Below are 24,911 nucleotides of genomic sequence, written 5' to 3'. Positions count from 1 at the left end.
CGTGATCGCGCCTCAGCGCCCCGCCCCGGCGACGATCTCGCCGAGCACCCGGCCGAAGGCGGCATCGAAGGCGAGCACCACGTCCTTCGCCGTGTCGCCGGCGACCGGCGCCTCGGCGCGATGCTCCCTCACCGTCAGCACCCGGCCGTTGCGATCGTCCATGGTCTTGACCGACAGCGCCACCTCGACCCGCCGCTCCGCGACCAGATAGTCGAAGGCGCGAATGTCGACGATCATCTGACGATCGATCGCCAGCCCCTGCCCCGGCCGTCCCACGGCATGGAAGCGGCCGGACTTCTCGAGCGCCTCGACGAGCCGCGACTGGATCAGGCGCGGCAGCCGGTCCGACCATTGCGCCCCGGCGAAATAGGCGATCTCCGTGGCGCTCGGCCGCACCAGCAGCCGGTCGCCGTCATAGGCGCGATCGACCACCGGCTCGGGCACCAGCACCTGCAGCGTGCGCCCCCGGGCCGGGGTGGCCACCACCGGCGCGGTGAGATCGAACGTGTCGATCGGAGTCGGCCCGGCGATCGAGGCGCAGGCGGCGACGAGGCCCGACAGCGCCACGGCCGCGAAGAGACGCGCCGCGATCCCCGCGCGCCGTCGACCCCGCCCCTCTCTGCGTCCGCTCGTCATCGCCGATTCCCCGAATACTCCGGCACGTTGCCGCCCTGGCCGCCGAAGATCAACCGCTTGGGATCGCGATCGAGATTGCCGACCGTCCGGTCGATGGTGGAGAGCGTGCGCCGCCCGTCGGCGACGAAGTCGCGCAGATCACGCAGGCCCGAGCCGGTGAAGCGCTCGAGCCCGGCCGAGATCGCCTCGGCCTTGGCCTGGAAGGTCACCGCCGTCTCGCGGATCGACTTGGCCGCCGCCTTCGCCTCGTCGAGGAAGTCGCCCGCCTTGACCGCGAGCCCCTTGCCCTCGTCGGACCCTGCGAGACCGTCGAGCTTGGCGAGAATGCCGTCGACCCGCTTGGAGGCCTCGTCGAGCCGCGCCATGGTGGCGTCGGCGTGATCGACGATCGAGGCGACCCGGGTCTTGTCGACCGAGACCACCAGGTCGTCGACATGGCCGACCAGCGTCTCGGCCTTGGCCGAGATCTTGGCGAGCACGTCCGCCGCCTTGCCGACCGACTCCATGAAGTTCCGGACGCCGTCCTTGTTCTCGGCGAGCACGTTGGAGAAGGCCTCGACGTTGCGCGCCGTGGTCTCCACCGACTTGGCATTGTCCTTGACCAGCTGATCGATCGTGCCGACCGCGCTGTCGACCCGCGCCAGCACGCGCTGCGCGCCTTCCATGATGTCCTGGACGGTCGAGCGCTCGGCCAGCATCACCCGGTCGTTCTCGGGGATCTCGAGCAGGCGCTGAGCCGCCGCCGAGCCGCCCCAGACCTGGACGAAGGAGACGCCGGTCAGGCCCTGATAGCCGAGCGAGACGTGACTGTCGGTCTTGATCGGCGTGGTCGATTCCACCGCGATCCGCGCCACCACCCGTTCCGGATCGTCGGGCGAGAACGACAGCCGCGCGACCTCGCCGACCTTGATGCCGTTGAAGGTGACGCTGGCCCCGGTGACGAGCCCCGACACCGAGCCGGGGAAGACGACGGTGATCGCCGAGCGTCCGCTCGAATCGGAGCCCTTGAGAAGCCAGAAGGCCGAGCCGAAGCCCGCCGCGATCAGCGCGAGCACGAACAGGCCGACGGTGACGAGATTGGCGCGGGTCTCCATCGGTCCTCTACTCGGCTGCCGGGGCGGCGAGGCCCCGCGCGCGGGTCCCTCGGAAATAGGCCTTCACCCAGGGGTCGTCGAAGGTCAACATCGTCGCGAGCGGCCCTTCGACCAGAACCCGGCGATTCCCGAGTACCGCTATTCGGTCGCACACAGACCGCAGACTGTCGAGGTCGTGCGTCACCATGAAGACCGTCAGACCCAACGTATCACGCAGTTTGGCGATCAGGTCGTCGAAATCGCCCGCCCCGATCGGATCGAGGCCGGAGGTCGGCTCGTCGAGGAAGACGATCGCCGGATCGAGCGCCAGCGCCCGGGCGAGACTGGCGCGCTTGATCATGCCGCCGGAGAGTTCCGACGGAAATTTGTCGGCCGCGTCGGGCGGCAGGCCGACCATCGCGATCTTCAGCCGCGCCAGATCGTCCATCAGGCCCTGCGTCAGATGGAGATGCTCGCGCATCGGCACCTGAATGTTCTGCAGCACCGTCAGCGACGAGAACAGCGCCCCGTGTTGGAACAACACCCCCCAACAGCGCTCGATTCCCGCCCGCGTCGCCGTGTCGACGGCGCCGAGATCGTGGCCGAACACCTCGACCGTGCCGCCGCGCAGGGGATTGAGCCCGAGGATGGTGCGCATCAGGACCGACTTGCCGGTGCCCGACCCGCCGACGAAGCCGAGGATCTCGCCGCGCCGGACGTCGAGATCGAGCCCGTCGAGGATCAGCCGCTCGCCGAACCCCACCGTCACCCCGCGACAGCGGATGATCACCTCGTTCTCGGCGATGCCTTCGGCGCAGGCGCTCATCTCACACCCCCGCCGCCGCGTAGAACATGGCGAAGATGCCGTCGACCACCACCACCATGAAGATCGACTTCACCACCGCCATCGTGGTGCGCCGGCCGAGCGATTCGGCGCTGCCCTCGACCTGCAGCCCCTGCACGCAGGCGACCAGGGCGATGATCAGCGCCATGAACGGCGCCTTGGAGACGCCGACGAAGAAGGTCCGCATCTCCACCGCCGCATGCAGGCGATAGAGGAACGTCTCGATCGGAATGTCCGCATAGACGTTGCAGACGATCGCCGCCCCGAGAATCGAGGCGAGATCGGACAGGAACGTCAGGATCGGCAGCGCGATCATCAGCGCGACGAGACGCGGCACCACCAGGATCTCGACCGGATCGAGACCGATCACCTTCAGCGCGTCGATCTCCTCGCGCATCTTCATCGAGCCGAGTTCGGCGGTGAAGGCCGAGCCCGACCGGCCCGCCACCATCACCGCCGTCAGGATCACCGCGATCTCGCGCAGCGTCAGAACGCCCACCATGTCGACCACGTAGAGGTCGGCGCCGAACCTGCGGAAATAGAACGCCCCCTGCTGCGCGATGATGCAACCGATCAGGAAGCTCATCAGGGTGATGATCGGCGTCGCGTCGAGCGCGGTGCGCTGGAGCTGATTGACGAAGGGAATGAACCGGAGCCTGGACGGATGCAGCATGATCTTGAAGAGAACCGCCGCCACACCGCCGAGGAGCCCGAGCACCGCCCGCGCCTCGACCCACCAGCCGACGCCGTAGCGCCCCAGTTCGATCAGGAAGCGGATCACCGGCCCCGGCCCGAGCTGCGGCGCGGCCGGTTCCCGCTCGGCGCCCGCGACCTCGTCGAGCAGGATGCGCTGCTTGGCGTCGACGCCGACGATCGTCCGCCGCGCCTCGGCGACGTCGCCGAAGAGATGGAGCAGCACCAGCGCGCCGGCCGTGTCGAGCCGGCCGAGGCCGCCGAGATCGAAGGTGACCGCGCCCGCCGCCGCCTCGAGATCGCGCCGGAACGGGACGAGATCCGCCTCGATCGGCCCGATCGTTCGGATCGTCCAGTCGCCGGATAGACGCACCACCTCGCCCGCGTCGCCCGGGTCGCGGCGGAAGGTCGGCGGCGATTGCGCCCAGGGCGCGAGCGGCGAGGCGCTGTCCATCGGTACTCCCACGACCACGATCGGCCGCCGTTCCAGTCGTTCGGGCCGCCACGCGGCCGATTTCCGCGCCGCGAGCCGAAGCGCCGACACCACGAACCGCGACCGCCGCTGCCCTCCTCGGCGTGCCGCGCATGACGGCGAGGCCCGGCGAGACTTGTCGTCCGCCCGCTCGGCCTCGTATGAATCGGTTTCGGAGTGTGCCGCCCCTCGCCCCCGATCCGCAAGGTCACCGCGCCTTTTGCCGCGATCGTGTTGCGTGACGACGACGGCGCTCGAGGAAACCGGAGTGTTCGCACATGGAAATCGCTCGTCCCTACCTCCTCTTCCTCGGCGACGTCCCCGACGCACTGGCCGCCAAGACCGCACTCGGCATCGTCGACTGGCGCCCCGACTGGTGCCTCGGCCAGTTGCGCCTGCCCGGCTGCAAGGCCGACGCCAAGATCCCCGAGATGAGCGTCACCGACGCGGTCGCGGCCGGCGTCAAGACCATGGTGGTCGGCGTCGTCAACGCCGGCGGCGTCCTGCCCGACCATTGGATCACCACCATCGTCGAGGCGCTCGACGCCGGTCTCGACGTGGCGACCGGCCTCCACGTCCGCCTCGCCACGATCCCGGCGATCGCCGAGGCCGCCGCCCGCTCCGGCCGCAAGCTGCACGACGTGCGCCACACCCACGAGCGCTTCGCCACCGGCAAGGGCACCAAGCGTCCGGGCCTGCGGCTCCTCACCGTCGGCACCGACTGTTCGGTCGGCAAGAAGTACACCGCCCTCGCCCTCGAGAAGGAGATGCGCGCCCGCGGCCTCGACGCCGACTTCCGCGCCACCGGCCAGACCGGCGTCTTCATCTCCGGCCGAGGCGCCGCGATCGACGCGGTCGTCGCCGACTTCATCTCCGGCGCGGTCGAATGGATCGCCCCCGCTGCCGATCCCGGCCACTGGGACGTGATCGAGGGTCAGGGCTCGCTCTTCCATCCGAGCTTCGCCGGCGTCTCGCTCGGCCTCCTGCACGGCGCCCAGCCCGACGCCTTCGTCGTCTGCCACGAGCCGACCCGCACCAAGATGCGCGGCGTCCAGCACGCGCTGCCGTCGATCCGCGAGGTGATCGACATGACCCTCGCCTGCGGCCGCCTCACCAATCCGGCGATCCGCCCGATCGGCATCGCCATCAACACCGAGCATCTCGACGAGGCCGAGGCTCGGCGGGTCTGTGAGGAGGCCGCGGCCTTCCACGATCTGCCCGCCTCCGACCCGGTCCGCTTCGGCGTCGGCCCGATCGTCGACCGTCTCCTCGCCGCCTTCCCGAAAGGCTGAGCCCCATGGCCCTCTCCCTCACCGTCGCGATCGAGCGCTTTCCCATCGCCGGAGCCTTCACGATCTCGCGCGGCAGCCGCACCGAAGCCGTCGTCGTCACCGCCACGGTGACCGACGGCAGGGCCGTGGGACGGGGGGAATGCGTGCCCTACGCCCGCTACGGCGAGACCGTCGAGGGCGTCGTCGCCGTCCTCGAGGGGCTCGCCGGGGCGGTCGCCGATCCCGGCTTCGACCGCGCTCGTCTGGCGACGCTGTTGCCGGCCGGCGCCGCCCGCAACGCGCTCGATTGCGCGCTCTGGGACTACGAGGCCAAACGCTCCGGCATCCCGGCGCGGATCGCCGCCGGCCTCGACGAGCCGATCCCCCTCGTCACCGCCTATACGCTGAGCCTCGGCACCCCCGAGACCATGCTCGCCGCCGCCCGGGCGGCGGCCTCCCGCCCCCTCCTCAAGGTCAAACTCGGCGGCGACGGCGACCCCGAACGCATCGCCGCCGTGCGCGAGGGCGCGCCCGAGGCCCGCCTGATCGTCGACGCCAACGAGGCCTGGCGCCCCGAGACCCTCGCCGACGCCCTCGCGGCTTGCGTCGAGGCCGGTGTCGAACTGATCGAACAACCGCTGCCCGCCGACGACGATGCCGCGCTGATCGGCCTTCAGAGCCCGATCCCGCTCTGCGCCGACGAGAGCCTGCACACCTGCGAGGACCTCGAGGCGCTCACCGACCGTTACGCCGCCGTCAACGTCAAGCTCGACAAGACCGGCGGTCTCACCGAGGCGCTGAAACTGGTGCGCGCCGCCCGACGCCTGCGGCTCAGGGTGATGGTCGGCTGCATGGTCGGCTCGTCGCTGGCGATGGCGCCTGCGGTGCTCCTCGCCCGCGACGCCGACTTCGTCGATCTCGACGGCCCCCTGCTCCTCGCCCGCGACCGCGTGCCCGGCCTGCGCTACGAGGGCTCGCAGGTCTACCCGCCCCTGCCGGCGCTGTGGGGCTGATCCCCGGTGGGCGCGACGCGCGGCCGCGCCGCCGTCGCCACCATCAGGATCGTCCCGCCGACCGCCGCCAGGACCGACATGGCGGCGAATCCGCCGCCGCCGAAGGCCTGATAGAGCGGCCCCGACGCCAGCGTCGCCAGCGCCATCGCCGAGCCGTTGATCGACACCATCAACCCTTGCGCCGTCGCCGCCCGCTCGTCCTCGACCGAGCGGGCGATCACCGTCATGGTGCCGAGATGGGTCGCGGCGAAGGTCGCGGCATGGAGCAGTTGCAGCGTCACCCAGGGCGCCGTCTCGCCGCCGAGGAGGGGAAAGAGCGCCCAGCGCAACGTGCCGCCGAGGCCGCCGATCGCCAGGAGGCCGCGCGCGCCGAGCCGCGGCAGGATCCGGCCGGAGAAGGTGAAGAGCAGGATCTCGCCGGTCACCCCGACCGCCCACAGCGCGCCGATCTCGGTGCCGGAGAAGCCGAGCGACGCCCAGTGCAGGCTCGAGAAGCCGTAGAGCATGGCGTGGCTCGACTGCAGCACCGCCGCCCCGGCCATCACCGCCATCAGCCGCCGGTCGGCGGCGACCGCGCGCAGGGCCGTCATCATCCCCTCGCGCCGGCGCGGCGCCACCTCCGAGGCGACCCGGTCGCGCGGCACCAGGAAGGCGGCGACGAACTGCCCGGCGAAACCGGCGAGCAGGAACCCGTAGATGCCGCTCTCGCCCCAGCGCGAGGCGACTACCCCGGCGGCGAGATTGGCGGCGACGAAGGCGGCCGAGCCCCACACCCGCATCCGCCCGTAGACCGCCTCGCCGCGCCGGACCGCGCCGGTCGCCAGCGCGTCGGTGACCGGCAGGATGCCGTTCCACGCCGCCGCCGCCAGCGAGCTGGCGAGCAGCAGCCCCCAGAACGACTGCGCCGGCCCGAGCAGGATCACCCCGACCAGAGCCACCGCCGAATAGAGGATCAGCGCCAGACGGCGATCGCCGATGCGATCGGCGAAGGAGCCCATCAGCGATCCGGTCGTCACCCGCAGCACGATCGGCACGGTGGTGATCAGCGCGATCGCGGCCTCGTCCTGTCCCCGCGCCGCCAGGAGCACCGGAAAGAACGGCAGATGAACGCCGAACGGCACGAAGGAGGCGGCGAAGAAGCTCGAAATGCGCAGGGGAGTGGACGAAGACTGCATACCATTGCTCTGGTTTTCACGAACTCATAAACTTTTGGCAGGAGATTCGCGCGTATGAGACGGCGATCGACGATCGCATCCGCCGCTTCCCATCCGTGATCTCGGTTCTTCGACGACGAGCAAGCCCCATGACGACGCCCGTGACGGTCACTCCACTCGCCATCGAAGACTACGACGCGATCGAATCCGCGGTGATGGAGACGCAGCGCGGGCGTTGGTTCCTCTCCGAATATGCCCGTCGCAATCGCAACTGCGACACCGATCTGGTTCTGACCTCGCTGGAGCGCATCGAGCGCACCATCCGTCGCGAACGCGCCGCTCCCGACATCGATCGCATCCGTCTCGACCTCGCCGACATGGCCGAGGCGATTTCCCGCACCAAGCAGGAGATCGCCCAGATGAAGGTCGAGGCGAACGAAGGCGGCCGTTTCGCCGAGGCCAGCCAGGAACTCGACGCCATCGTCGACCAGACCGAGACCGCCACCAACGAGATCCTCCTCGCCGCCGAGGGCATCCAGGAAGTCGCCTGGACCCTGCGCGAGGCCGGCGCCTCCGAGGATCTGTGCGAAAAGCTCGATACCCACGCCACCGAAGTCTATACCGCCTGCTCCTTCCAGGACCTCACCGGCCAGCGGACCCGCAAGGTCGTCACCGTGTTGCGCTATCTCGAGAGCCGCATCAATGCGATGATCGACATTTGGGGTATGCAGGACGACGCCCACGCCGACATCGCCGCCGCGACCACGACGACGTCCGATGCCTTCGATCCGATGGACGCGCGTCCCGACCGCCATCTCCTCAACGGACCGCAGCTCCAGGGCCGGGGAATCCGTCAGGACGACGTCGACGAGTTGATGTGGCAGGACGGCGCCACGCCGTCGGTCGAAGCCTTCGAGATCGGCGAGGAACCCGCCGTCTTCGCCACCGAAGAACCGGCGCCCGCGCCCGAGGCGTCCGAGCCGGCCGAGGCCGCCTCGCCCGCCGCCGACGTCTTCGATACCTCCGCCGACGTCTTCGCGCCCGCCTCGCTCGCCCCCGCCGCGCGCCGGGGCGCCGACGTCTTCGCCGCGCCCGACGTCTTCGCGCCGGCCGAGCCGACGCGCGGCACCCCCGCCGCCTCGCTCGCCCCCGCCGCCTCGCTCGCCTCCACCGAGACCGGCGCCTTCGAGCGGACCGGGGGCGCCCCCGTCACCGTGACGGTCGGCAACACCGTGATGGTGGTCGAGGACGAGGCCCTGCCGGCGCCGGCGCCCACGCCGGCCCTGGCGGTGGTGAGCGCCGCCGACCCGATCGCCGAACTCGGCGTCGAGCGGCGTCTGATCACCTTCGGCTGAACGAGGGCAGGAGACGGCGCGTCTCCGCCTGGGCGAAGCGGCGCTCCTGCGCCAGCTCGATCGCGTCGATGAACTGCCGCGTCGAATGATCCCAGCTGTAGGTCGCGGCGAGCGCGATCGCGTCGGCCCGGTCGAGGGTCGTCGCCTCGAGCGCGGCCGCGCGCAGATCCTCCGACAGCGCGCCGGCGCGGGTGCCGCCGACGATGTCGATCGGCCCCATCACCGGATAGGCCGCCACCGGCAGGCCCGAGGCGAGCGCCTCGACGATCACGTTGCCGAACGTGTCGGTCAGCGACGGGAAGACGAAGACGTCGGCCGCCGCATAGTGGCGGGCCAGATCCTCGCCCACCTTGGCGCCGAGGAAATGGGCGTCCGGATGGGCCTTGCGCAGGGGCTCGAGCAGCGGCCCCTCGCCGATCACCACCTTCGATCCCGGCAGGTCGAGCGCCAGGAAGGCCTCGAGGTTCTTCTCCACCGCGACCCGGCCCACGTTGAGGAAGATCGGACGCGGCAGACCCGCGTAGATCTCGCCGAGATCGTCGCGCGGATGAAAGAGGCCGGTGTCGACGCCCCGCGACCACGGCATCAGATTGTCGTGGCCGTGGCTCTCGAGCTCCTTGCGCAGGCTCTCGGTCGCCACCATGCAGACGAGGCCGGCGTTGTGGAAGCGCTTCAGCCACCGATGGATCGGCCCGGTCGGCACCGGCCAGCGCGAGGCCATGTATTCGGGGAAACGGGTGTGGTAGCTCGTCGTGAAGCCCGGCGCGGCGCGATCGAGCGCGGCACGGCGCGCCATGATCCCGAGCGGCCCCTCGGTCGCGATGTGGATGTAGTCCGGCGCGATCTCCTCGATCTTGCGCCGCACGCCCCACGGCGTCGTCAACGCCAGCCGGATCTCCGGATAGCTCGGACACGGCAGGGTCTTGTAGGATTGAGGGGTCAGGAACACGACGTCGAAGTCGTAGCGGACCAGTTCCTCGGCGAGGCGTTCGAGCGAGCGCACGACGCCGTTGATCTGCGGACGCCAGGCATCCGTCACGATGAGCAGTTTCTTCATGCCGCGACGAGCGCTCCGTCTTCCCTGTCCTTGTCCTCGGCGTCCTCGCCCGCGGTCTCGCCCCGGCGCTGCCAGGTGATCACCTCGAAGGTGCCGTCGTGGCCCTCGGCGATCGCCGTGCAGCTCTCCACCCAGTCGCCGGTGTTCATGTAGGTCACGCCGTGATGCTCGGCGATGGTGGCGTGGTGGATGTGGCCGCAGACGACGCCGTCGACGCCGATCCGCTTCGCCTCGCCCGCCAGCGTCTTCTCGAAGTCGCCGATGAAGTTGACCGCGTTCTTGACCTTGAGCTTGGCCCAGGCCGACAGCGACCAATAGGGAAAGCCGAGGCGGCGGCGCACCGCGTCGAGCGCGGTGTTGATGCCGAGCGCCACCGTGTAGGCGCCGTCGCCGAGGAGGGCGAGCCACTTGGCGTTGCGCACCACCACGTCGAACTGATCGCCGTGGATCACCAGGAGGCGGCGCCCGTCGATGCTCTCGTGGATGGCCGAGTCCACCACCTCGACCACGCCGAAATGCGACCCGAGGAAGTCTCGCAGGAATTCGTCGTGGTTGCCGGGCACGTAGACGATGCGCGCGCCCTTGCGTCCCTTGCGCAGGATCTTCTGGACGACGTCGTTGTGGGTCTGCGGCCAGTACCAGCCGCGCTTCAGACGCCAGCCGTCGACGATGTCGCCGACGAGGTAGATCGTCTCCGCGTCATGGTACTTCAGAAAATCGATCAACAGTTCCGCGCGGCAGCCCCGTGTTCCCAGATGAATGTCTGAAAGAAACAGCGCATGGAAATGTCTGGCTTCGGCCGGTGCCGTCATCGGATCCGCTCCGATCTTCGTGGGTGTCGTGCCACGCAAGAACACGAGTCCGATCACGGTTTGATGACAGCGACGATAAACCTCACCCTCGCGCGGCGAAGAACGGTCTCCAATTGGCCCGCGTCCAGACGAGCGATCGCTCCCGCGCGACGCGGTAGGAGGCGACGATCCGCGCCGAGATCGCGTCCCGGCTCGCCAATTCGCCGACGAGATCCTCGCCGTGACCGCGCGCGGCCGCCAGGATCGGCTCCGGCACCGTCGACAGGACCACCCCGTGCGTCTCCACCATCGCCTGGAGCGCGACCGCGTTGGCCCATTCCGCCTGCGCCAGCGCGACGGCATGTTCCTCGCGGCAGGCGCTCGTCACGATCGCCTTGAGGTCGTCCGGCAGGGCCTCGAAGGCGCGGATCGCGATCAGCGCCTCGCCCGCCCCGTTCGGCTTGTCGAAGCCGGGTCCGTAGTAGAAGCGCGTCAACCGATGCAGGCCGACCGCGAGGTCGGAGGCCGGCGCCAACAGTTCGGCCGCGTCGACGATCCCCGCCTGGAACCCCGGGAAGACCTCGCCCGGCGGCAGCGTCACCGGGGTCGCCCCCATCCGCCGCCAAATCTCGGCGCCGAGCCCGACGATGCGGATCTTCAGACCCTTGACGTCGTCGAGGCTACCGAGCTCGCGGCGGAACCAGCCCGCCATCGACATGCCGGTGTTGCCGGCGACGAGCGGCTTGATCCCGTGCGGGGCGTAGAGCTCGTCCCACAGCGCCTGTCCGCCGCCCTGCTCGAGCCAGGAGAGATGTTCGAGCGGCGTCAATCCGAACGGCAGCGAGGTGAAGATCGGCGCCGCCGGCATCTTGCCCGCCCAATAGAGCGAGGCCGTGTGCCCCATGTCGGCCGAGCCGCCGGAGACCGCGTCGAACACCTCGAGCGCCGGAACCAACTCCCCGGCCGCGAAGACCTTGACGGTCAACCGCCCCTCCGAGAGCCGCCCGATCGACTGCGCCAGCCGCTCAGCCGAGACCCCGGGCCCCGGCAGGCCCTTGGGCCAGGAGGTCGCCATCCGCCATTCGATGCGGCCGCGTGCGATCGCCGGCCGCGCCAGCGCCGTGCCGGCCGCCGCCGCGAGGGACCCGAACGCGGCGCGGCGGGTGAGAGACGAGGACACCATGGACGTGCTCCATCCGGCGCCCCGACGGCGCCCGTGCGAGAGATCGAAAGGCGAAGCCGGGCGGTTCAGGCCCGATCCGGCCACCAGGCGTGGAAATGATCGACCGGCCCGCGGCCACCGCCGATCGCCAGCCGATCGGCGGTGCGGATCGCCGCCGTCAGATAGGCCTTGGCCGCGCGGATCGATTGGGTCAGGTCGAGACCGAGCGCGAGCCCGGCGGCGATCCCCGACGACAGTGTGCAGCCGGTGCCGTGGGTGTTGCGGGTCGGATGGCGCGCCGCCGAGAACCATTCGATCCCGTTCGGCTTCACCAGCACGTCCTCGGCGACCCGCCCCTCGCCGTGCCCCCCCTTCACCAGCACCGCCTGCGCGCCCATGCCGAGCAGGATCCGCCCCTGTTCGATCATCGCCTCGGGCGTGTCGGCCATGGGTTGATCGGTCAGCTTCGCCGCCTCGGCCAGATTGGGGGTGATCAGCGTCGCGCGCGGCAGCAGGAGCCGGCGCAGGGCGTCGATCGCCTCCGGCGCCAACAGAAGGTCGCCGCTGGTCGCCACCATCACCGGATCGAGCACCACCGACGTCGCCCGCCAGCGGTCGAGCCCGTCGCGTACCGCGCGGATCACGCCGGGCTGCGACAGCATGCCGATCTTCACCGCGTCGAAGGCGATGTCGGAGAAGACCGCGTCGATCTGAGCGGTGACGAACTCCGGCGGCACGTCGAGGATCGCGGTGACGCCGCGCGTGTTCTGCGCCGTCAGCGCGGTGATCACGCTGGCGCCGTAGACGCCGAGCGCCGAGAAGGTCTTGAGATCCGCCTGGATCCCGGCGCCGCCGCCGGAATCCGAGCCGGCGATGGTGAGCGCCTTGGCCGTCATCGCTCCGTCCTCCCCGCCAGACCCCGATCGACCGCCTTGCGCAGGCGTTCCGTCGCCGCGCGCGGATCGTCGGCCATGAAGATCTCGGAGATCACCGCCACGCCGTCGGCGCCGGCGGCGATCACCTCCTCGGCATTGTCGGCGCGAATGCCGGCGATCGCCCCGACCGGAAGATCCCGCCGCTTCAGACGGATCCGGTCGGCGAGCCGGCCGAGGCCGAGGAGCCCGACCGGCGGATCCGGGTTGTGCTTGGAGACGGTGGCGAAGATCCCGCCGACACAAGTGTAGTCGACCAGCCCGACCGGCACCTCCGCCGCCTGGTCGGCGGTCTTCACCGTCAGACCGACGATCGCGTCGGGTCCCATCAGGCGGCGCACGTCCTGCGGCGACATGTCGTCCTGGCCGACGTGGACGCCGTCCGCCCGCGCCGCCAGCGCGACGTCGACCCGGTCGTTGATCAGGACCGGCACCTTGGAGCCGGCGAGCGCCGCGACGATCACCCGCGCCCGCTCCACCATCTCGCGGGTGGTGCCGTGCTTGTCGCGCAGTTGAAGGAGCGTCGCGCCCCCCTCGGCGGAGGCGCGCGCGAGGTCGGCGAGATCGCGGCCCCGGCAGTGCTCGGGGTCGAGAATGGCATAACAGCGGATGTCGGGGATCATCGGATCTTCGCTCGTGCCAGCAGGGTTTCTTCGTCGAGAGTGTGGAGCGCGTCGAGGATCTCGACGGCGAAGGAGCCGGGACCATGGGCCGCCGCCGCCGCCACCTCGCCCGCCACGCCGAGCACGACCAGCGCCGCCGCGCCGGCCACCACCGGATCGGGCTCGACCGCGCGGAAGGCGGTGGCGACCGCGAATCCGGCGCAGCCCATCGCCGTGACCCGGTCCATCAGCGGATGACCGTTGGCGACGCGAATGATCCGCGTTCCGTCGGTGACGATGTCGACCTCGCCGGTGACCGCCAGCGTCGAGACGAAATGGACGGCATATTGCTCGACCGCCTCGTCGCTCGCCTCGAGCCCGGAGAGGCCCAGAAACTCGCCGCGATTGGTGTGCACCAGATCGGGGTCCATCTCGATCAGCCGCCGCGCGAACTCCATTCGCGACGGTGAGATCTGCATCTTGACGGGATCGAGCACCCAGGGGACGCCGGCCTCCTTGGCGACCTCGATCGCCGTCGTCGAGGCGTCGCGGCGGACGCGGTCGAGCATGCCGAGATTGACCAGCAGCGCGTCGGCGGAGGCCACGAAGGCCGGCACCTCCTCCGGTGAGAAGGTCATCGACGGCTCGGCCCCGACCGCCAGCAACATGTTGGCGGTGAAGGTCTGCGCCACCGGCGAGGTCAGGACGTGGACGCGCGGCCGGCGCTCGCGCACATGGGCGAGCACCTCGACGACGCGACGCGCCTCGAGCTTGCGGACCTTGCCCACGGGTGAAGTCGGAAGAGTGGTCTCGTCGTACGACATCTCAAATCCCTCCGCCGGCACGACCCGGATCAGGTTCTAGGAGTTGGCGCTCGCCTCTCAGCCCGATCCTGGTCGGGCACCCCCATGAGATCGCCGAGAGTTAAGCCGCGAAACCGATCCTGGCAAGGGCTTTCGATCGCGAGGACCCGCGCGGGACTGATCCGCAAGCCTCCGCTCTTGCCCTTCGCTTCCTCATCTGGTCGACTGGCGTGAAATCTCGACGAGGCCCCCCGGAATGAAACCCTTCTTCGTCCTCATCAAATGCGCCCTCGGGCGGTCCTACGACGTCGCCACCGCGATCGCCGACGCCGAAATCGCCTCGGAAATCTACTCGATCGCCGGCGACCACGACCTGATCGTCAAGTTCTACGTCGACGACCAGACCGACATCGGCCACTTCGTCAATCAGAAGGTCCACCCGATTCCCGGGATCGTCGACACCAAGACCCTGATCACCTTCAAGGCGTTCTGACGAGCGCCTCGCTCTTCCGGGCGCCGGTCGCGACGCCGGAGCGGGTGGCGCGCCGCCCGCGCTCCTCCAACGACTCGAGAAGGTCGACACCCATGACCGATACTCGCAACGTCGCCTTTCAGGCCCTCCGCGCTCATGCTCAGACCATGCGCTCGGCCCATATCGTCGACCTCTTCGCCACCGAGCCCGATCGCTTCGAGCGCTTCTCCGCCCGCCTCGACGATCTGATGATCGACTATTCCAAGAATCGGGTGAACGACGAGACGATGAGCCTCCTCTTCGCGCTCGCCCGTGCCTCGAAGCTCGAGAATCGCCGCGCCGCGATGTTCGCCGGCGAGGCGATCAACACGACCGAGGGCCGCGCCGTCCTCCACGTCGCCCTGCGCAATCCCGATCGGCGCCGCCCCTACACGGTCGCCGGCCGCGACGTCACCGGCGACGTCGAGGACGTGCTCCTCGCCATGACCGCCTTCGCCGAGGCGGTCCGCTCCGGCACCGCGCGCGGTGCCACCGGCGAGCGCTTCACCGACGTGGTCAATCTCGGCATCGGCGGCTCCGACCTCGGCCCGGCGATGGTGACGCTGGCGCTCGAGCCCTGGGCCGGCCCGCTGAAGGTCCACTACGTCTCCAACGTCGACGGCGCCCATCTCCACGACACGCTGAAGGCTCTCGACCCGAAGACGACCCTGTTCCTGATCGCCTCCAAGACCTTCACCACGCTCGAGACGATGACCAACGCCGCCTCGGCGCGCGCCTGGCTGGTCTCGGCGCTCGGCGAGGCGGCGATCGCCGATCATTTCGCCGCGATCTCCACCGCCATTCCCAAGGTCAAGGCCTTCGGCATCGCCGAGAATCGCATCTTCGGCTTCTGGGACTGGGTCGGCGGGCGCTATTCGGTGTGGTCGGCGATCGGCCTGCCGGTGATGCTCTCGGTCGGCCCGGAGAATTTCCGCGCCTTCCTGGCCGGTGGCGCGGCGATGGACGACCATTTCCTCGAGGCCCCGCTCGAGCGCAACCTGCCGGTGCTGCTCGCCCTGATCGGCGTCTGGTATCGCTCGCTGATGGGCTTCCCGACCCAGGCGATCATTCCCTACGATCAGCGCCTGTCGCGCTTCCCCGCCCATCTCCAGCAGTTGGACATGGAATCGAACGGGAAATCGGTGCGCCGCGACGGCCGTCCGGTCGAGGGTCCGACCGGCCCGGTGGTATGGGGCGAGCCCGGCACCAACGGCCAGCACGCCTTCTTCCAGTTGATCCACCAGGGGACCGACGTCATCCCGGTCGATTTCCTGGTCGCCGCCGAGCCCAACGAGCCGATGGGCGATCATCACGCCAAGCTGGTCGCCAATTGCCTCGCGCAGGCCCAGGCCCTGATGACCGGCAAGAACGAACGTGCCGTGCGTGCCGAACTCCATGCCGCGGGCATGGACAAGGCCAAGATCGACGCGCTCACCCCGCACAAGATCTTCCCCGGCAACCGCCCCTCGAACACCATCCTCTATCGCCGCCTGAACCCCTTCACCCTCGGCCGCCTCCTGGCGCTCTACGAGCACAAGGTCTTCGTCCAGGGCGTGTTGTTCGACGTCAATTCCTTCGATCAATGGGGCGTCGAGCTGGGCAAGCAACTGGCGACGGACCTGCTGCCGATGGTCACCGGAGCCGCGCCGATCGCCGGCGTCGACCCCTCGACCGGAGGATTGCTCGAGCATTTCCTGGCGCTCCGCGCCGAGGACTGAGCGAAGAACGGCCCGGCGCGAGGTCGCCGCCCCGCGCCCCATCCCGCACGAGGAAGGACTTCCGCAAGTGACCTCGTCATTCCCCCCTCTCACCCGCCGCGCGCTCCTCGCCGGCCTCGCCCTCGCCCCGCTCGCCGGCTGCGCCGGGGAACCGGGCCTCCAGTCCGCGCTCGGCCTCGAGCCGCCGCTGCCGCGCCGCCGGTTCCGCGCCCTGAAGGTCGACGCCTCGCCGATCGCCGCCGCCGGAATGCCCGCCTGGGCCCGGCGCGTCGGTGACGCGGTGCGTCGCGCCGCCACGCCCGCCTTCGCCGACATGATCGATCCGAGCGACCGCAAGGCCCCCGTGCTGACCCTCGAGATCGACGCCTGCGACTTCCCCGTCTATGTCGCCGGCCGCTGGCGGACGATTCCCTTCGGCTCCTTCTCCGGTGACGCCCATTCCGACTGGATCGAGGGCTGGGTCACCTGGGGCACCACTCGCCGCCGCATCACCGCGTCGCGAGACGCCGAGAGCGCCGGCCCCTGGTCTCTCCCCGACATCGATCAGCGCCGCCTCGACGGCGTCGCGACCGTCTTCGCCGCCTGGGCACGGCGGGAATTCGGCGCCTGAAATTCGCGCGAGGTGACGCCTCGGCCGTCGCCACCACGACGGTCGCGGGCGGAACGGTGCGGGATCGGGCCGGGACGGCACCGTGCCCTCAACGGAGCCGATCGCCCCACGGGCTCGGATTGAGCGGCACCATGCCGCACATGCCGACGCCCATGCGCCCGCCCGCGTCGAGGCGCCCGGCGAAGTCGAGCGTCGCGCCCTGATGGAGCGGATAGCCGCAGCGGGCGGCCACCGCCGTGCTGGTCACAGTGACCATCGCCGGCACCCGCCCCTTGATCGGCGCGATCACCCTGACCCGCGCCACCACCTCGCGGCCGTCACGGCTCTTCCCCGAGGAGACGATCTCGCCGCGAAAGGCGACCTCCGCCCGCTCGATCACCGCCTCGCGCGAGACCCGCGCGCAGGAACACGCGAGCGCCGACCCACTCGCCAGCAGTCCGACTGCCAGCACCACCGCACCGATCGCTCTTCGCCTCATGACCGACCCTCCCGGCTCGCGCCCTCCTCGTCGCCTCAGATGGGCACGCGGCCGGCGGCGATCCATGAGCAATGCTGCGGAGACGCGTCTCAGAGCACCGGGACGATCTCGAAATCCGGCCCGAGTTCGGCCGAGAGCCGCGCCGCCAGACGCTCGCCCTCGGCCCGGAACGCCGCCTCCGCCTCGGCCGAGGCGAAGCCGGAAGCGGCGGGATCGTCGCGGTCGAGCGTCGCGTCGAAGGCCGCCGCCCAGGCGGCGAGATCGGCGATGAGCGCCGCCGACAACGGCAGGCTCGCCGGATCGATGTCGCCGATCTCGGGGTCGACCGTCCCCCACAGGGGATGGCAGCCGTAGTCCGCCATCAGTTTCAACCGCCGCATCGCCACCTCTCGGGCTCCTGCCTCTCGAACGGTCTCGGCGGACCGCCGACCGTCCACCGAATGCCATAATCCTCGAGCGCTGTGGTGAAAAGGGACGACTCGGGGGGGAATCGGCCGTGAGACATGTCGCATCGCTCGCACTCGTGTTCGCTCTCGCCTCCGTCTCCCTCGCCAGAGCCGAGATGTCGGTCGTCTGCACGGCTGTCGCCGAGGCCGGCACCGACACTCTCCTGAAACGGGAGGGAGACTGCGAGACTCGCGTCACGCCCGCCTCCACCTTCAAGATCGCCCTCGCCGTGATCGGCTTCGACGCCGGCATCCTGACCGACGAACATGCGCCCGTCCTGCCCTATCGCCCAGGCTATCCCGCCTGGATGCCCTCTTGGAAGACCGATACAGATCCGACCGGATGGATCCGCAACTCGGTGGTCTGGTATTCGCAGAAGATCACCGAGGCCCTGGGGAAGCGGCGCTTCGCCGACGCCGTCGCGCGCCTCGACTACGGCAATCGCGACGTCTCCGGCGACCCCGGCAAGGGCAACGGCCTGACCCGATCCTGGATCGGCTCGTCCCTGAAGATCTCGCCGCTCGAGCAGATCGCCTTCCTGCGGGGGCTCGTCGGCCGCCGGCTGCCCGTCACGCCCCACGCCATCGAGACGACGATCCGCCTCCTCGACACCGGCCTGGAGCCGGGCGGCTGGCGCCTCTACGGCAAGACGGGCTCGGCGGCGGCGCGACACCCCGACGACTCGCTCGACCGGGAAAGGCCGATCGGCTGGTTCGTCGGCTGGGCCGAGAAGGGCGGCCGCACGGTCCTCTTCGCGCGCCTGGTGCGTCTCGACCGCAAACCGTCCGTCTTTCCCGGACTGGCCGCGAAAGACTCGGTCGTCGCCGATCTCTTCACCACTCCGGGCTCGCTCTGAAGCCACTGCCCGTCGTAGACTGACGCCCTTGCTCGAACCCCGCGCGAACGGTGGCCTCGATGAAACGTCTCCTCACCCGTCGGTCCCTCCTCGCCGCCCTCGGCCTCGCGCCGCTCGGCGGATGCATCGTCGGCGGCCATCCGCCCCTGCCCCATCGCCGCCTGCGCGCGATCACGCTCGACGTGCAGCCGATTGCCGCCAAGGGGCTCGCCGGCTATGCCGAGAAGGTCGCGGCCCTCGGCCGTCCCGCCCTCGAGCGCGCCTTCGTCGACATGCTCGCGCCGAACGATTCCCGCGCCGGCGTCGCAACACTGCGTGTCGACGAGATCCGCCTCGCCTCCGGAAGCGGCGACGGCGAATTTCCCCCGGCGGAGAGCGACGAGTTCTCCGGCCGGCTCGAGGTCGCCGCGATCGACGGCCTGCCCGCTCTCTCGCGCCCGATCCGCGCCACTCGCGCGCCCGGCGATGCCGGCCCCTGGTATCTCCCCGACATCGACGATCGCCGCCTCGCCGGCCTCCTCGCCCTCGCCGCCACCTGGGCCCGGCGCGAATTCCCGAGCTGATCGGCGGCCCGACCGGACGCATCGCCCGAGCGCCTCGCCCCGTCGCGTCGATCGCCGTTGAAGAATATAACGCGTTATGTAAAATCTTCCGAGGCGGCGTGGACCGCTCGGAGGATGCGATGGTCGACGACCTCGTTCGACGCATGGGACACTTGACGCTCGGCAGCCGCCTGAAGCGGATCGGCGAGCGGCTGCAGGGAGACGTGACGCGTCTGTCCGCGCGCCTCGGCCTGGACATCGCCGCCGGCCAATATCCGCTGCTCGCCGTCCTCGCCGGCACCGAACCCGCCTCGATCGGCGCCTTGGCGCGCCGCGTCGGGGTGAGCCAGCCGGCGATCACCCGCTCGGTCACGCAGCTCGAGGCCGCCGGCCTCGTCGCGACCGCCGCCGATCCCACCGACCAGCGCGCCCGGGTCGTTCGTCTCACCGAGGCCGGACGACGTCTCGTCGACCGCGCCGAACGCGACCTGTGGCCGGCGATCGAGACGGCGGTGCGCCGGCTCTGCGCCGATCTCGACGGCCCGCTGCTCGATCAACTCGACGCCTTGGAAGACGCCCTCGCCGCGCGGCCGCTCGATGCGCGGGCTCGTGACCTCCTCCCCGAGACGGAGCCCCGGCCGTGACCCCACTCGACCACCCCGCCCTCGACCGCCCGATCTGGCATGCCCTCTCGACCCTCCAGCGCTCCGTCTCGGTCGGCACCGAGCGGGCCCGCCGCTTTCATCCCGACATCGGACCGCTGGCGGCGACGATCGACGACGAGGCGGAGAGCCTCGCCGAACTCGCGGCGCTGGTCGTCTCGGCCGGCGGCCTCGGCCTGATGCAGGCGGTCGCCTCGCCGGTGCCGCCGGGGTGCCGCGAAGAGATCCGCGCGCCGGCGGTGCAGATGGTGCTGGAGAGCCCCGATCGGCTCGTCGAGGAAGCCGCGATCGACGACGCCGGGATCGAGCCGCTCGGCGACACCGACGCCGGCGACATGCTCGCCCTCGCCACCGCGACGGCGCCGGGGCCCTTCGCCGCGCGCACGCATACGCTCGGTCGCTTCTGGGGGGTTCGGATCGAGGGGCGCCTCGTCGCGATGGCGGGGGAACGGATGCGCCTGCCCGGCCTGACCGAGGTCAGCGGCGTCTGTACCCATCCCGACGTCCGGGGCCGCGGCCTCGCCGCGATCCTCTGCAGCCGGGTCGCCCGCGACGTCCTCGTCCGTGGCGACCGTCCGTTTCTGCACGCCTTCGCGAGCAACGCCGGCGCGATCGCGCTCTACGAGCGGCTCGGCTTCAGGCTGCGCCGGGAGATGACCTTCGTGCTCCTCCGGCCGGCGTGAGGCCGGCCGGGGAACGTCCGTGACCCCCGCCCGAACCGAGGGTCCGGGCGGGAAGAGGAGCGGGACCGCTCAGTTCTTGGCCTTGTCGACGAGCTTGTTCTTGCCGATCCAGGGCATCATGGCGCGCAGCTTGGCGCCGACTTCCTCGATCTGATGCTCGTCGTTGAGACGGCGGATGCCCTTGAAGCGGGCGGCGCCGGCGCGATACTCCTGCATCCAGTCCGACGTGAACTTGCCGGTCTGGATGTCGCGCAGCACCTTCTTCATCTCCGCCTTGGTCTCGGAGGTGATGATGCGCGGGCCGGAGACGTACTCGCCCCATTCGGCGGTGTTGGAGATCGAGTAGTTCATGTTGGCGATGCCGCCCTCGTAGATGAGGTCGACGATCAGCTTCACTTCGTGCAGGCACTCGAAATAGGCCATCTCGGGGGCATAGCCCGCCTCGACCAGGGTCTCGAAGCCGGCGCGGATCAGCTCGACCAGACCGCCGCAGAGCACGACCTGCTCGCCGAACAGGTCGGTCTCGCATTCCTCGCGGAAGTTGGTCTCGATGACGCCCGAACGGCCGCCGCCGACGCCGCAGGCGTAGGAGAGCGCGAGGTCGTGGGCGTTGCCCGAGGCGTCCTGATGGACGGCGATCAGACACGGCACGCCGCCGCCCTTCTGATACTCGCCGCGCACGGTGTGGCCCGGGCCCTTCGGCGCGATCATGATGACGTCGACGGTCTTCTTCGGCTCGATCAGGCCGAAGTGGACGTTGAGGCCGTGGGCGAAGGCGATCGCCGCGCCGTCACGGATGAAGGGGGCGATCTCGGCCTTGTAGATGTCGGCCTGCAGCTCGTCGGGGGTCGCCATCATCATGAGGTCGGCCCACTTGGCGGCGTCGGCGACGCTCATCACCTCGAGACCGTCGGCGACGACCTTGGCGGCGGTGGTCGAACCGGCCTTCAGCGCGATCCGGATCTCCTTCACGCCCGAATCCTTGAGGTTCATGGCGTGGGCCCGGCCCTGCGAGCCGTAGCCGACGATGACGACCTTCTTGCCCTTGATCAGATTGATGTCGGCATCGGAATCGTAATAGACGCGCATCTTCTTTTCCTTCCCTGACAGGGATTACGCACCGGCGGCGCCGGTTTGGGGATCCGCTCCGTGAAGAGCGAGGAATTGCCCGACCGCACGCGCGGCTTCGCCGCGAATCCGCTCGGGGTCGAGAACGATCCGGTCGCCGAGCAGCAACCGGATGTGAATGTCGCGGGCGACGAGCCCGAAGAAGGTGCGGAACGCCTCCTCCGCGTCGTCGAAGGCGAGGAGACCGGCCTCGCGACCCGCCTCCAGCACCGGCTTCAACCGCCGCCCCATGGCGAAGCGGCCGTTTTCGAGCACGATCGCCCCCAGCGAATGCGGATCGGCCGCTCCCGTCCCGGGCCCGGCGGCACCCGCCTTGGCCGCCGCCCCGATCGCCACCCGATTGAGCGCGATCGACGTGTCGGTCGAGATCACGCTCAGCCAATTGATCGCGAATTCCTCGAGCCGTTCGGCGAGGCGCTCCCGATCGAGACGCGAGCGGTCGACCGGCCCGACCCGGACCCGCGCCGCCTGCCAGCGCACCGTCGCGGCGAGGAGCCCGTCGCGATCGCCGAACCACTTGTAGAGCGTCTCCTTGGAGCACGAGGCCGCCCGCGCCACCGCCGCCATGGTCAGCCGGTCGCCGGTCTCCACCAGAAGACGCAGCACCGCCGCGAGAACGCCGATCTGGCGCTCGCTCAAGGCCGCCTCGTCCTGGATCGAAGACACGTTCACCCCAGACCCCTCCGGCCACGTCGCGCGACCCACCCCGAACCGCACCGCTCGCGAACCGCGCCCCACATCGAACGCGATGTCTCCGCCGCGATGCGTCCGAACCCGTGACACCCGCCTCCGCGATGCCATATGCGCCTCCGCGAGCCCTGCCCGCATCCGCGACACACGCATGCGCGAAGAACCGCCTTTCGCAGCGCAGCGTACTGTACCGTACGGTACTAGTCGCCGGTCGGTTTAGCCGCGCCGCCGCGCGCGGTCAAGGGTCCGTTCGTCGGATCCTCTCGTCTCGCCCGACCGCGCGCCGATGGACGTACCCTCGAGCCCGGCGCGCCGGATCGGCGCGGCGCCCGCCCCGGCGTCGCCGTGTCGCAGAGAACACACGGTGGTGGATGAACGACTATCCGTTCCCGGCAAGATGCGCCGAAACGGGCCGAGGCGACCCCACAATCATCGATTGTTGAGGAACGCCCCGAATATTCGGTGCATGATCGAACCGGCCATTGGAGGTTGCCTCACTCGACGGTGCCTTCCGTCGAAGTCCAAGGAGGATACGCGTTTCATGCGAGACGAGATCATGGAAGCCGCCGCCGTCATGGGCCTCACCGAGCGATGTCACGTCAGCGCGTCGCGAAACCTGCCCCTGTTGAAGAGCCTCATTCGGCCCGTGGCGGTTCGCCTGATCGAGACCTTGACCGCGACCAGCGCGGCGAACCATCTCGTCGGCGTCGATTCCGATCGCCTGACGAACCTGCTGATCGACCATTGGGAGCGCCTGTTCGAACAGGGCATCGACGATGCCTATGTGACCCGCGTGACCCGCGTCGGCATCGTCCACCGCGAGCACGACATCCTGCCGAAGCTCTATATCCAGGCCTATGGCTGGTTCGCCTCGCGGCTCGTCGAGGACCTGACTCGGGTCCCGAACCTCGACACCGACGAACGCGCCGATCTGATCGCCTCGGTCACCAAGCTGATCTTCTTCGACATGGCGATGGCCATCGGCGCCTATGACGTGGCGCTGATCGACTGATCCGCCGGACGGTCGACGAGGGGCTCAGCGCCCCTCGGCGTCCGCGTTCTTCTTGACCTTGTAGAGCTGGAAGCCCTTGCCGTCATAGGCGAGATCGAGATTGCTCGGATCCGGGTTGTCGGCTTCCTTCTCGGTGTAGAGGACATAGACGTAGTCGTCCTCCTCCGTCCACTTGTCCCAGAAGTGCTCACGCGGTTCGTCGTCGTCGAAGACGTAGGACGTCGCCACCAGCTGCGAGATCGCCGGCGGCACCCCGTCCTCGGTGTCGACCTGGGCGCGGAACGCCTTGCGCACCGTCATGATCTGCTTGCCCTTGACGGTGAAGGCGGTCGAGACCAGCGCCGAGCGCTCGATCATGGCGAGACAGGGCGCATGGCTGATCGCGTCCTGCTCGGCCTGCGCGCCCTTGGGATCGTCGGCGACCGAGACCAGGATCTTCGAGCCGCGCGGCATGGAGGCGAAGGAGGCGCGCATGTCGGTATAGATCGCGTCGATCTTCAGCCAATGCACCGCGACGTCGCCGACCCGCATCGCCGCGAAGCCGACCACCAGCACCAGGAACCCGGCCTTCGACCACTTGTCGTCAGGATCGAGGTGAACGAAGCCGATCAGCATCAGGAGGAGCGCCACCGGCATCCGCTGATCGGCCATTTCCGAGCCGAACAGGGTGTAGGGCATCGCCAGGAACACCGCGAAGCCGAAGAAGGCGAGCGGCCAGATCGCCCCGTGCACCGACAGGATGCCGCGATGGAGCGCCCAGCCGAGCGCCACCGCGCCGAGCCCCATCAGCGCGAGGTCGTGCGTGTCGACATAGGTCCGGAAGATCAGTTCCAGCCCTTCCATCTTGCTCTGCGGCGCCCAGGCGTATTCCGTGACCAGCCCCCAGGTCGACGACCCCATCAGGAGCGGCACCAAGGGCAGCACCGGCACGATCAGCGCGACGAGATCGACCATCAGCGCCCGGTCGAGGGCGAAGCGCCGGCGGCTCCACGCCCACAGTTCGTAGGAGCCGATGGCGAGCCCGTAGAGCCCGACCGCGTAGAGATGACAGACGTAGAGCAGGAAGCAGAACACCGCCGAGACGATCATCCGCAGGATCACCGGCCGTTCCTTCAGCGCGATCCAGGCCGCGAGCCCCCACATCGCCAGACCGACGCCGAGCAGATAGTTCATCATCCCGAACAGGAAGATGCCGTTGTAGACCACGACGAAGGCGACGAGCGGGAAGGCGTTGATCCGTCCGAACAGCGCCTTGTGCACCGCCATCGGCCCCGTCACCATCGACAAAACGGTGAGCGCGGTGAAGATCTGCCCGGCCCGATAGATGTCGAGAATCCGGTCGAGCACCGGCACGATCAGATCCATCGCCAGATTGGGGATCAGCTGCCAGTCGATCTTGTAGAAGGCCGTCAGCGACGGATCGACCCCCTGGACCGCGATCACCCGCATGCGCGCGAGGTGGTTGACGTAGTCGGCGAGCGGCGGCACCCCGACCAGGAACACCGGCGTCACCACCAGGATCGTCAGGAGCCAGAACGCGACCGAGAATTCGTGCGTCAGGAGAAGGTCGACGAGACGAGCTCGCGCTGGCGGAACGCGACACGCCTCCGGGGCATGGATTTGATCTACGGTCATGGGGGTCCGAACGACAGGAATGAACGTTCAATCGGGAGAGAAGGCGCGGCGCGATCTCGAGCCGGCGTCTCTCTCCGCGAT

At 69.6% G+C, this 24,911-nt stretch carries 27 protein-coding genes and 1 riboswitch; of the genes, 11 read left to right on the top strand and 16 right to left on the bottom strand.

Going from position 1 to position 24,911, the window contains the following annotated elements; genetic code table 11:
• Positions 1-12: 12 nt before the first annotated feature.
• From J3S89_RS13920 to J3S89_RS13905, 4 genes are read right to left on the bottom strand one after another with little or no spacing between them, the layout of a single operon-like run.
• A complete protein-coding gene (locus J3S89_RS13920) occupies positions 13-636 on the bottom strand; it encodes an ABC-type transport auxiliary lipoprotein family protein (protein ID WP_217928217.1) in 624 nt (207 codons plus the stop codon).
• The gene (locus tag J3S89_RS13915; RefSeq protein WP_217928216.1) at positions 633-1,730 is read right to left on the bottom strand and encodes an MlaD family protein; all 1,098 of its coding nucleotides are present in this window, start codon (positions 1,728-1,730) and stop codon (positions 633-635) included. Before J3S89_RS13915 ends, J3S89_RS13920 begins: the two co-directional genes overlap by 4 nt.
• A gap of 7 nt (positions 1,731-1,737) precedes the next feature.
• Positions 1,738-2,535 (bottom strand): ABC transporter ATP-binding protein, encoded by a 798-nt coding sequence (locus J3S89_RS13910; RefSeq protein WP_217928215.1) that lies wholly within the window; start codon positions 2,533-2,535, stop codon positions 1,738-1,740.
• Between the two features lies 1 nt (position 2,536).
• Positions 2,537-3,700: an ABC transporter permease gene (locus tag J3S89_RS13905; RefSeq protein ID WP_217928214.1), complete on the bottom strand. Its 1,164-nt coding sequence runs from the start codon at positions 3,698-3,700 to the stop codon at positions 2,537-2,539.
• Between the two features lie 296 nt (positions 3,701-3,996).
• Here J3S89_RS13905 and dgcN point away from each other — a divergent pair, with 296 nt between their 5' ends.
• Together dgcN and dgcA are read left to right on the top strand one after the other, a co-directional pair.
• Positions 3,997-5,010, top strand: coding sequence for an N-acetyltransferase DgcN (dgcN, locus tag J3S89_RS13900; protein ID WP_217928213.1), 1,014 nt, complete (start codon positions 3,997-3,999; stop codon positions 5,008-5,010).
• A gap of 5 nt (positions 5,011-5,015) precedes the next feature.
• The gene (dgcA, locus tag J3S89_RS13895; RefSeq protein WP_217928212.1) at positions 5,016-6,002 is read left to right on the top strand and encodes an N-acetyl-D-Glu racemase DgcA; all 987 of its coding nucleotides are present in this window, start codon (positions 5,016-5,018) and stop codon (positions 6,000-6,002) included.
• On the opposite strand, the gene J3S89_RS13890 is transcribed toward dgcA, so the two are convergent.
• Positions 5,972-7,177 (bottom strand): MFS transporter, encoded by a 1,206-nt coding sequence (locus J3S89_RS13890; RefSeq protein ID WP_217928211.1) that lies wholly within the window; start codon positions 7,175-7,177, stop codon positions 5,972-5,974. The genes dgcA and J3S89_RS13890 overlap by 31 nt on opposite strands.
• Before the next feature lie 128 nt (positions 7,178-7,305).
• On the opposite strand from J3S89_RS13890, the gene J3S89_RS23140 reads away from it, so the two are divergent.
• Positions 7,306-8,511 carry a protein phosphatase CheZ gene (locus J3S89_RS23140; protein WP_230489059.1) on the top strand — a complete coding sequence of 402 codons (1,206 nt, stop codon included), beginning with the start codon at positions 7,306-7,308 and terminating at the stop codon, positions 8,509-8,511.
• On the opposite strand, the gene J3S89_RS13880 is transcribed toward J3S89_RS23140, so the two are convergent.
• The 6 genes from J3S89_RS13880 to thiM all read right to left on the bottom strand — a co-directional run bounded on the left by J3S89_RS13880 (position 8,498) and on the right by thiM (position 13,879).
• The gene (locus J3S89_RS13880) at positions 8,498-9,568 is read right to left on the bottom strand and encodes a glycosyltransferase family 4 protein (RefSeq protein WP_217928210.1); all 1,071 of its coding nucleotides are present in this window, start codon (positions 9,566-9,568) and stop codon (positions 8,498-8,500) included. The genes J3S89_RS23140 and J3S89_RS13880 overlap by 14 nt on opposite strands.
• A complete protein-coding gene (locus tag J3S89_RS13875; RefSeq protein WP_217928209.1) occupies positions 9,565-10,380 on the bottom strand; it encodes a UDP-2,3-diacylglucosamine diphosphatase in 816 nt (271 codons plus the stop codon). Before J3S89_RS13875 ends, J3S89_RS13880 begins: the two co-directional genes overlap by 4 nt.
• Before the next feature lie 82 nt (positions 10,381-10,462).
• Positions 10,463-11,542: a TRAP transporter substrate-binding protein gene (locus J3S89_RS13870; RefSeq protein ID WP_217928208.1), complete on the bottom strand. Its 1,080-nt coding sequence runs from the start codon at positions 11,540-11,542 to the stop codon at positions 10,463-10,465.
• 65 nt (positions 11,543-11,607) lie between these two features.
• Entirely contained in the window at positions 11,608-12,417 is an 810-nt protein-coding gene (thiD, locus tag J3S89_RS13865) for a bifunctional hydroxymethylpyrimidine kinase/phosphomethylpyrimidine kinase (RefSeq protein WP_217928207.1), read from the bottom strand.
• Complete coding sequence (thiE, locus tag J3S89_RS13860) at positions 12,414-13,076, bottom strand: thiamine phosphate synthase (protein ID WP_217928206.1); 663 nt, start codon at positions 13,074-13,076, stop codon at positions 12,414-12,416. Before thiE ends, thiD begins: the two co-directional genes overlap by 4 nt.
• A complete protein-coding gene (thiM, locus tag J3S89_RS13855) occupies positions 13,073-13,879 on the bottom strand; it encodes a hydroxyethylthiazole kinase (RefSeq protein ID WP_217928205.1) in 807 nt (268 codons plus the stop codon). The genes thiE and thiM overlap by 4 nt, the downstream gene beginning before the upstream one ends.
• A riboswitch (TPP riboswitch) is annotated at positions 13,868-13,973 on the bottom strand. Its footprint overlaps the gene before it by 12 nt.
• 141 nt (positions 13,974-14,114) lie before the next feature.
• On the opposite strand from thiM, the gene J3S89_RS13850 reads away from it, so the two are divergent.
• From J3S89_RS13850 to J3S89_RS13840, 3 genes are all read left to right on the top strand, one after another.
• Positions 14,115-14,351 carry an Lrp/AsnC ligand binding domain-containing protein gene (locus J3S89_RS13850; RefSeq protein ID WP_217928204.1) on the top strand — a complete coding sequence of 79 codons (237 nt, stop codon included), beginning with the start codon at positions 14,115-14,117 and terminating at the stop codon, positions 14,349-14,351.
• A 92-nt stretch (positions 14,352-14,443) separates the two neighbouring features.
• Positions 14,444-16,087, top strand: a complete 1,644-nt coding sequence (pgi, locus tag J3S89_RS13845; protein WP_217928202.1) for a glucose-6-phosphate isomerase — start codon at positions 14,444-14,446, stop codon at positions 16,085-16,087.
• Between the two features lie 67 nt (positions 16,088-16,154).
• The gene (locus tag J3S89_RS13840) at positions 16,155-16,697 is read left to right on the top strand and encodes a hypothetical protein (RefSeq protein ID WP_217928200.1); all 543 of its coding nucleotides are present in this window, start codon (positions 16,155-16,157) and stop codon (positions 16,695-16,697) included.
• A gap of 88 nt (positions 16,698-16,785) precedes the next feature.
• Here the strand turns inward: J3S89_RS13840 and J3S89_RS13835 are convergent, their stop codons facing one another.
• On the bottom strand, positions 16,786-17,175 hold the full coding sequence (locus tag J3S89_RS13835) for a hypothetical protein (protein ID WP_217928198.1): 390 nt from the start codon (positions 17,173-17,175) through the stop codon (positions 16,786-16,788).
• Between the two features lie 89 nt (positions 17,176-17,264).
• Positions 17,265-17,555, bottom strand: a complete 291-nt coding sequence (locus J3S89_RS13830) for a hypothetical protein (protein WP_217928197.1) — start codon at positions 17,553-17,555, stop codon at positions 17,265-17,267.
• A gap of 116 nt (positions 17,556-17,671) precedes the next feature.
• On the opposite strand from J3S89_RS13830, the gene blaOXA reads away from it, so the two are divergent.
• The 4 genes from blaOXA to J3S89_RS13810 all read left to right on the top strand — a co-directional run bounded on the left by blaOXA (position 17,672) and on the right by J3S89_RS13810 (position 20,365).
• A complete protein-coding gene (gene blaOXA, locus J3S89_RS13825) occupies positions 17,672-18,478 on the top strand; it encodes a class D beta-lactamase (RefSeq protein WP_420801313.1) in 807 nt (268 codons plus the stop codon).
• 59 nt (positions 18,479-18,537) lie between these two features.
• On the top strand, positions 18,538-19,041 hold the full coding sequence (locus tag J3S89_RS13820) for a hypothetical protein (protein WP_217928195.1): 504 nt from the start codon (positions 18,538-18,540) through the stop codon (positions 19,039-19,041).
• Positions 19,042-19,160: 119 nt separating this feature from the next.
• Complete coding sequence (locus tag J3S89_RS13815; RefSeq protein ID WP_217928194.1) at positions 19,161-19,664, top strand: MarR family winged helix-turn-helix transcriptional regulator; 504 nt, start codon at positions 19,161-19,163, stop codon at positions 19,662-19,664.
• Complete coding sequence (locus J3S89_RS13810) at positions 19,661-20,365, top strand: GNAT family N-acetyltransferase (protein WP_217928193.1); 705 nt, start codon at positions 19,661-19,663, stop codon at positions 20,363-20,365. The genes J3S89_RS13815 and J3S89_RS13810 overlap by 4 nt, the downstream gene beginning before the upstream one ends.
• A gap of 69 nt (positions 20,366-20,434) precedes the next feature.
• Here J3S89_RS13810 and ilvC read toward each other — a convergent pair whose 3' ends face one another.
• Together ilvC and J3S89_RS13800 are read right to left on the bottom strand one after the other, a co-directional pair.
• Positions 20,435-21,454: a ketol-acid reductoisomerase gene (ilvC, locus tag J3S89_RS13805; RefSeq protein WP_217928192.1), complete on the bottom strand. Its 1,020-nt coding sequence runs from the start codon at positions 21,452-21,454 to the stop codon at positions 20,435-20,437.
• Between the two features lie 24 nt (positions 21,455-21,478).
• Positions 21,479-22,165, bottom strand: a complete 687-nt coding sequence (locus J3S89_RS13800) for a TetR/AcrR family transcriptional regulator (protein ID WP_230489060.1) — start codon at positions 22,163-22,165, stop codon at positions 21,479-21,481.
• A gap of 559 nt (positions 22,166-22,724) precedes the next feature.
• Between J3S89_RS13800 and J3S89_RS13795 the strand changes: the two genes are divergently transcribed.
• Positions 22,725-23,195 (top strand): protoglobin domain-containing protein, encoded by a 471-nt coding sequence (locus J3S89_RS13795; RefSeq protein WP_217928189.1) that lies wholly within the window; start codon positions 22,725-22,727, stop codon positions 23,193-23,195.
• Between the two features lie 24 nt (positions 23,196-23,219).
• Here the strand turns inward: J3S89_RS13795 and J3S89_RS13790 are convergent, their stop codons facing one another.
• A complete protein-coding gene (locus J3S89_RS13790; RefSeq protein ID WP_217928188.1) occupies positions 23,220-24,830 on the bottom strand; it encodes a hypothetical protein in 1,611 nt (536 codons plus the stop codon).
• Positions 24,831-24,911 lie beyond the last annotated feature (81 nt).

The organism is Pinisolibacter aquiterrae, assembly GCF_019160155.1.
Taxonomy (GTDB): domain Bacteria; phylum Pseudomonadota; class Alphaproteobacteria; order Rhizobiales; family Ancalomicrobiaceae; genus Pinisolibacter; species Pinisolibacter aquiterrae.
Note: the sequence above shows the minus strand (reverse complement) of the source record. Positions and strands in the feature narration are given on the sequence as shown.

What these genes read in the sequence shown, in the direction of transcription:
- J3S89_RS13920 (WP_217928217.1), bottom strand. Translation starts at nt 636, where the DNA reads ATGACGAGCGGACGCAGAGAGGGGCGGGGTCGACGGCGCGCGGGGATC.
- J3S89_RS13915 (WP_217928216.1), bottom strand. Translation starts at nt 1,730, where the DNA reads ATGGAGACCCGCGCCAATCTCGTCACCGTCGGCCTGTTCGTGCTCGCG.
- J3S89_RS13910 (WP_217928215.1), bottom strand. Translation starts at nt 2,535, where the DNA reads ATGAGCGCCTGCGCCGAAGGCATCGCCGAGAACGAGGTGATCATCCGC.
- J3S89_RS13905 (WP_217928214.1), bottom strand. Translation starts at nt 3,700, where the DNA reads ATGGACAGCGCCTCGCCGCTCGCGCCCTGGGCGCAATCGCCGCCGACC.
- dgcN (WP_217928213.1), top strand. Translation starts at nt 3,997, where the DNA reads ATGGAAATCGCTCGTCCCTACCTCCTCTTCCTCGGCGACGTCCCCGAC.
- dgcA (WP_217928212.1), top strand. Translation starts at nt 5,016, where the DNA reads ATGGCCCTCTCCCTCACCGTCGCGATCGAGCGCTTTCCCATCGCCGGA.
- J3S89_RS13890 (WP_217928211.1), bottom strand. Translation starts at nt 7,177, where the DNA reads ATGCAGTCTTCGTCCACTCCCCTGCGCATTTCGAGCTTCTTCGCCGCC.
- J3S89_RS23140 (WP_230489059.1), top strand. Translation starts at nt 7,306, where the DNA reads ATGACGACGCCCGTGACGGTCACTCCACTCGCCATCGAAGACTACGAC.
- J3S89_RS13880 (WP_217928210.1), bottom strand. Translation starts at nt 9,568, where the DNA reads ATGAAGAAACTGCTCATCGTGACGGATGCCTGGCGTCCGCAGATCAAC.
- J3S89_RS13875 (WP_217928209.1), bottom strand. Translation starts at nt 10,380, where the DNA reads ATGACGGCACCGGCCGAAGCCAGACATTTCCATGCGCTGTTTCTTTCA.
- J3S89_RS13870 (WP_217928208.1), bottom strand. Translation starts at nt 11,542, where the DNA reads ATGGTGTCCTCGTCTCTCACCCGCCGCGCCGCGTTCGGGTCCCTCGCG.
- thiD (WP_217928207.1), bottom strand. Translation starts at nt 12,417, where the DNA reads ATGACGGCCAAGGCGCTCACCATCGCCGGCTCGGATTCCGGCGGCGGC.
- thiE (WP_217928206.1), bottom strand. Translation starts at nt 13,076, where the DNA reads ATGATCCCCGACATCCGCTGTTATGCCATTCTCGACCCCGAGCACTGC.
- thiM (WP_217928205.1), bottom strand. Translation starts at nt 13,879, where the DNA reads ATGTCGTACGACGAGACCACTCTTCCGACTTCACCCGTGGGCAAGGTC.
- J3S89_RS13850 (WP_217928204.1), top strand. Translation starts at nt 14,115, where the DNA reads ATGAAACCCTTCTTCGTCCTCATCAAATGCGCCCTCGGGCGGTCCTAC.
- pgi (WP_217928202.1), top strand. Translation starts at nt 14,444, where the DNA reads ATGACCGATACTCGCAACGTCGCCTTTCAGGCCCTCCGCGCTCATGCT.
- J3S89_RS13835 (WP_217928198.1), bottom strand. Translation starts at nt 17,175, where the DNA reads ATGAGGCGAAGAGCGATCGGTGCGGTGGTGCTGGCAGTCGGACTGCTG.
- J3S89_RS13830 (WP_217928197.1), bottom strand. Translation starts at nt 17,555, where the DNA reads ATGCGGCGGTTGAAACTGATGGCGGACTACGGCTGCCATCCCCTGTGG.
- J3S89_RS13820 (WP_217928195.1), top strand. Translation starts at nt 18,538, where the DNA reads ATGAAACGTCTCCTCACCCGTCGGTCCCTCCTCGCCGCCCTCGGCCTC.
- J3S89_RS13815 (WP_217928194.1), top strand. Translation starts at nt 19,161, where the DNA reads ATGGTCGACGACCTCGTTCGACGCATGGGACACTTGACGCTCGGCAGC.
- ilvC (WP_217928192.1), bottom strand. Translation starts at nt 21,454, where the DNA reads ATGCGCGTCTATTACGATTCCGATGCCGACATCAATCTGATCAAGGGC.
- J3S89_RS13795 (WP_217928189.1), top strand. Translation starts at nt 22,725, where the DNA reads ATGCGAGACGAGATCATGGAAGCCGCCGCCGTCATGGGCCTCACCGAG.
- J3S89_RS13790 (WP_217928188.1), bottom strand. Translation starts at nt 24,830, where the DNA reads ATGACCGTAGATCAAATCCATGCCCCGGAGGCGTGTCGCGTTCCGCCA.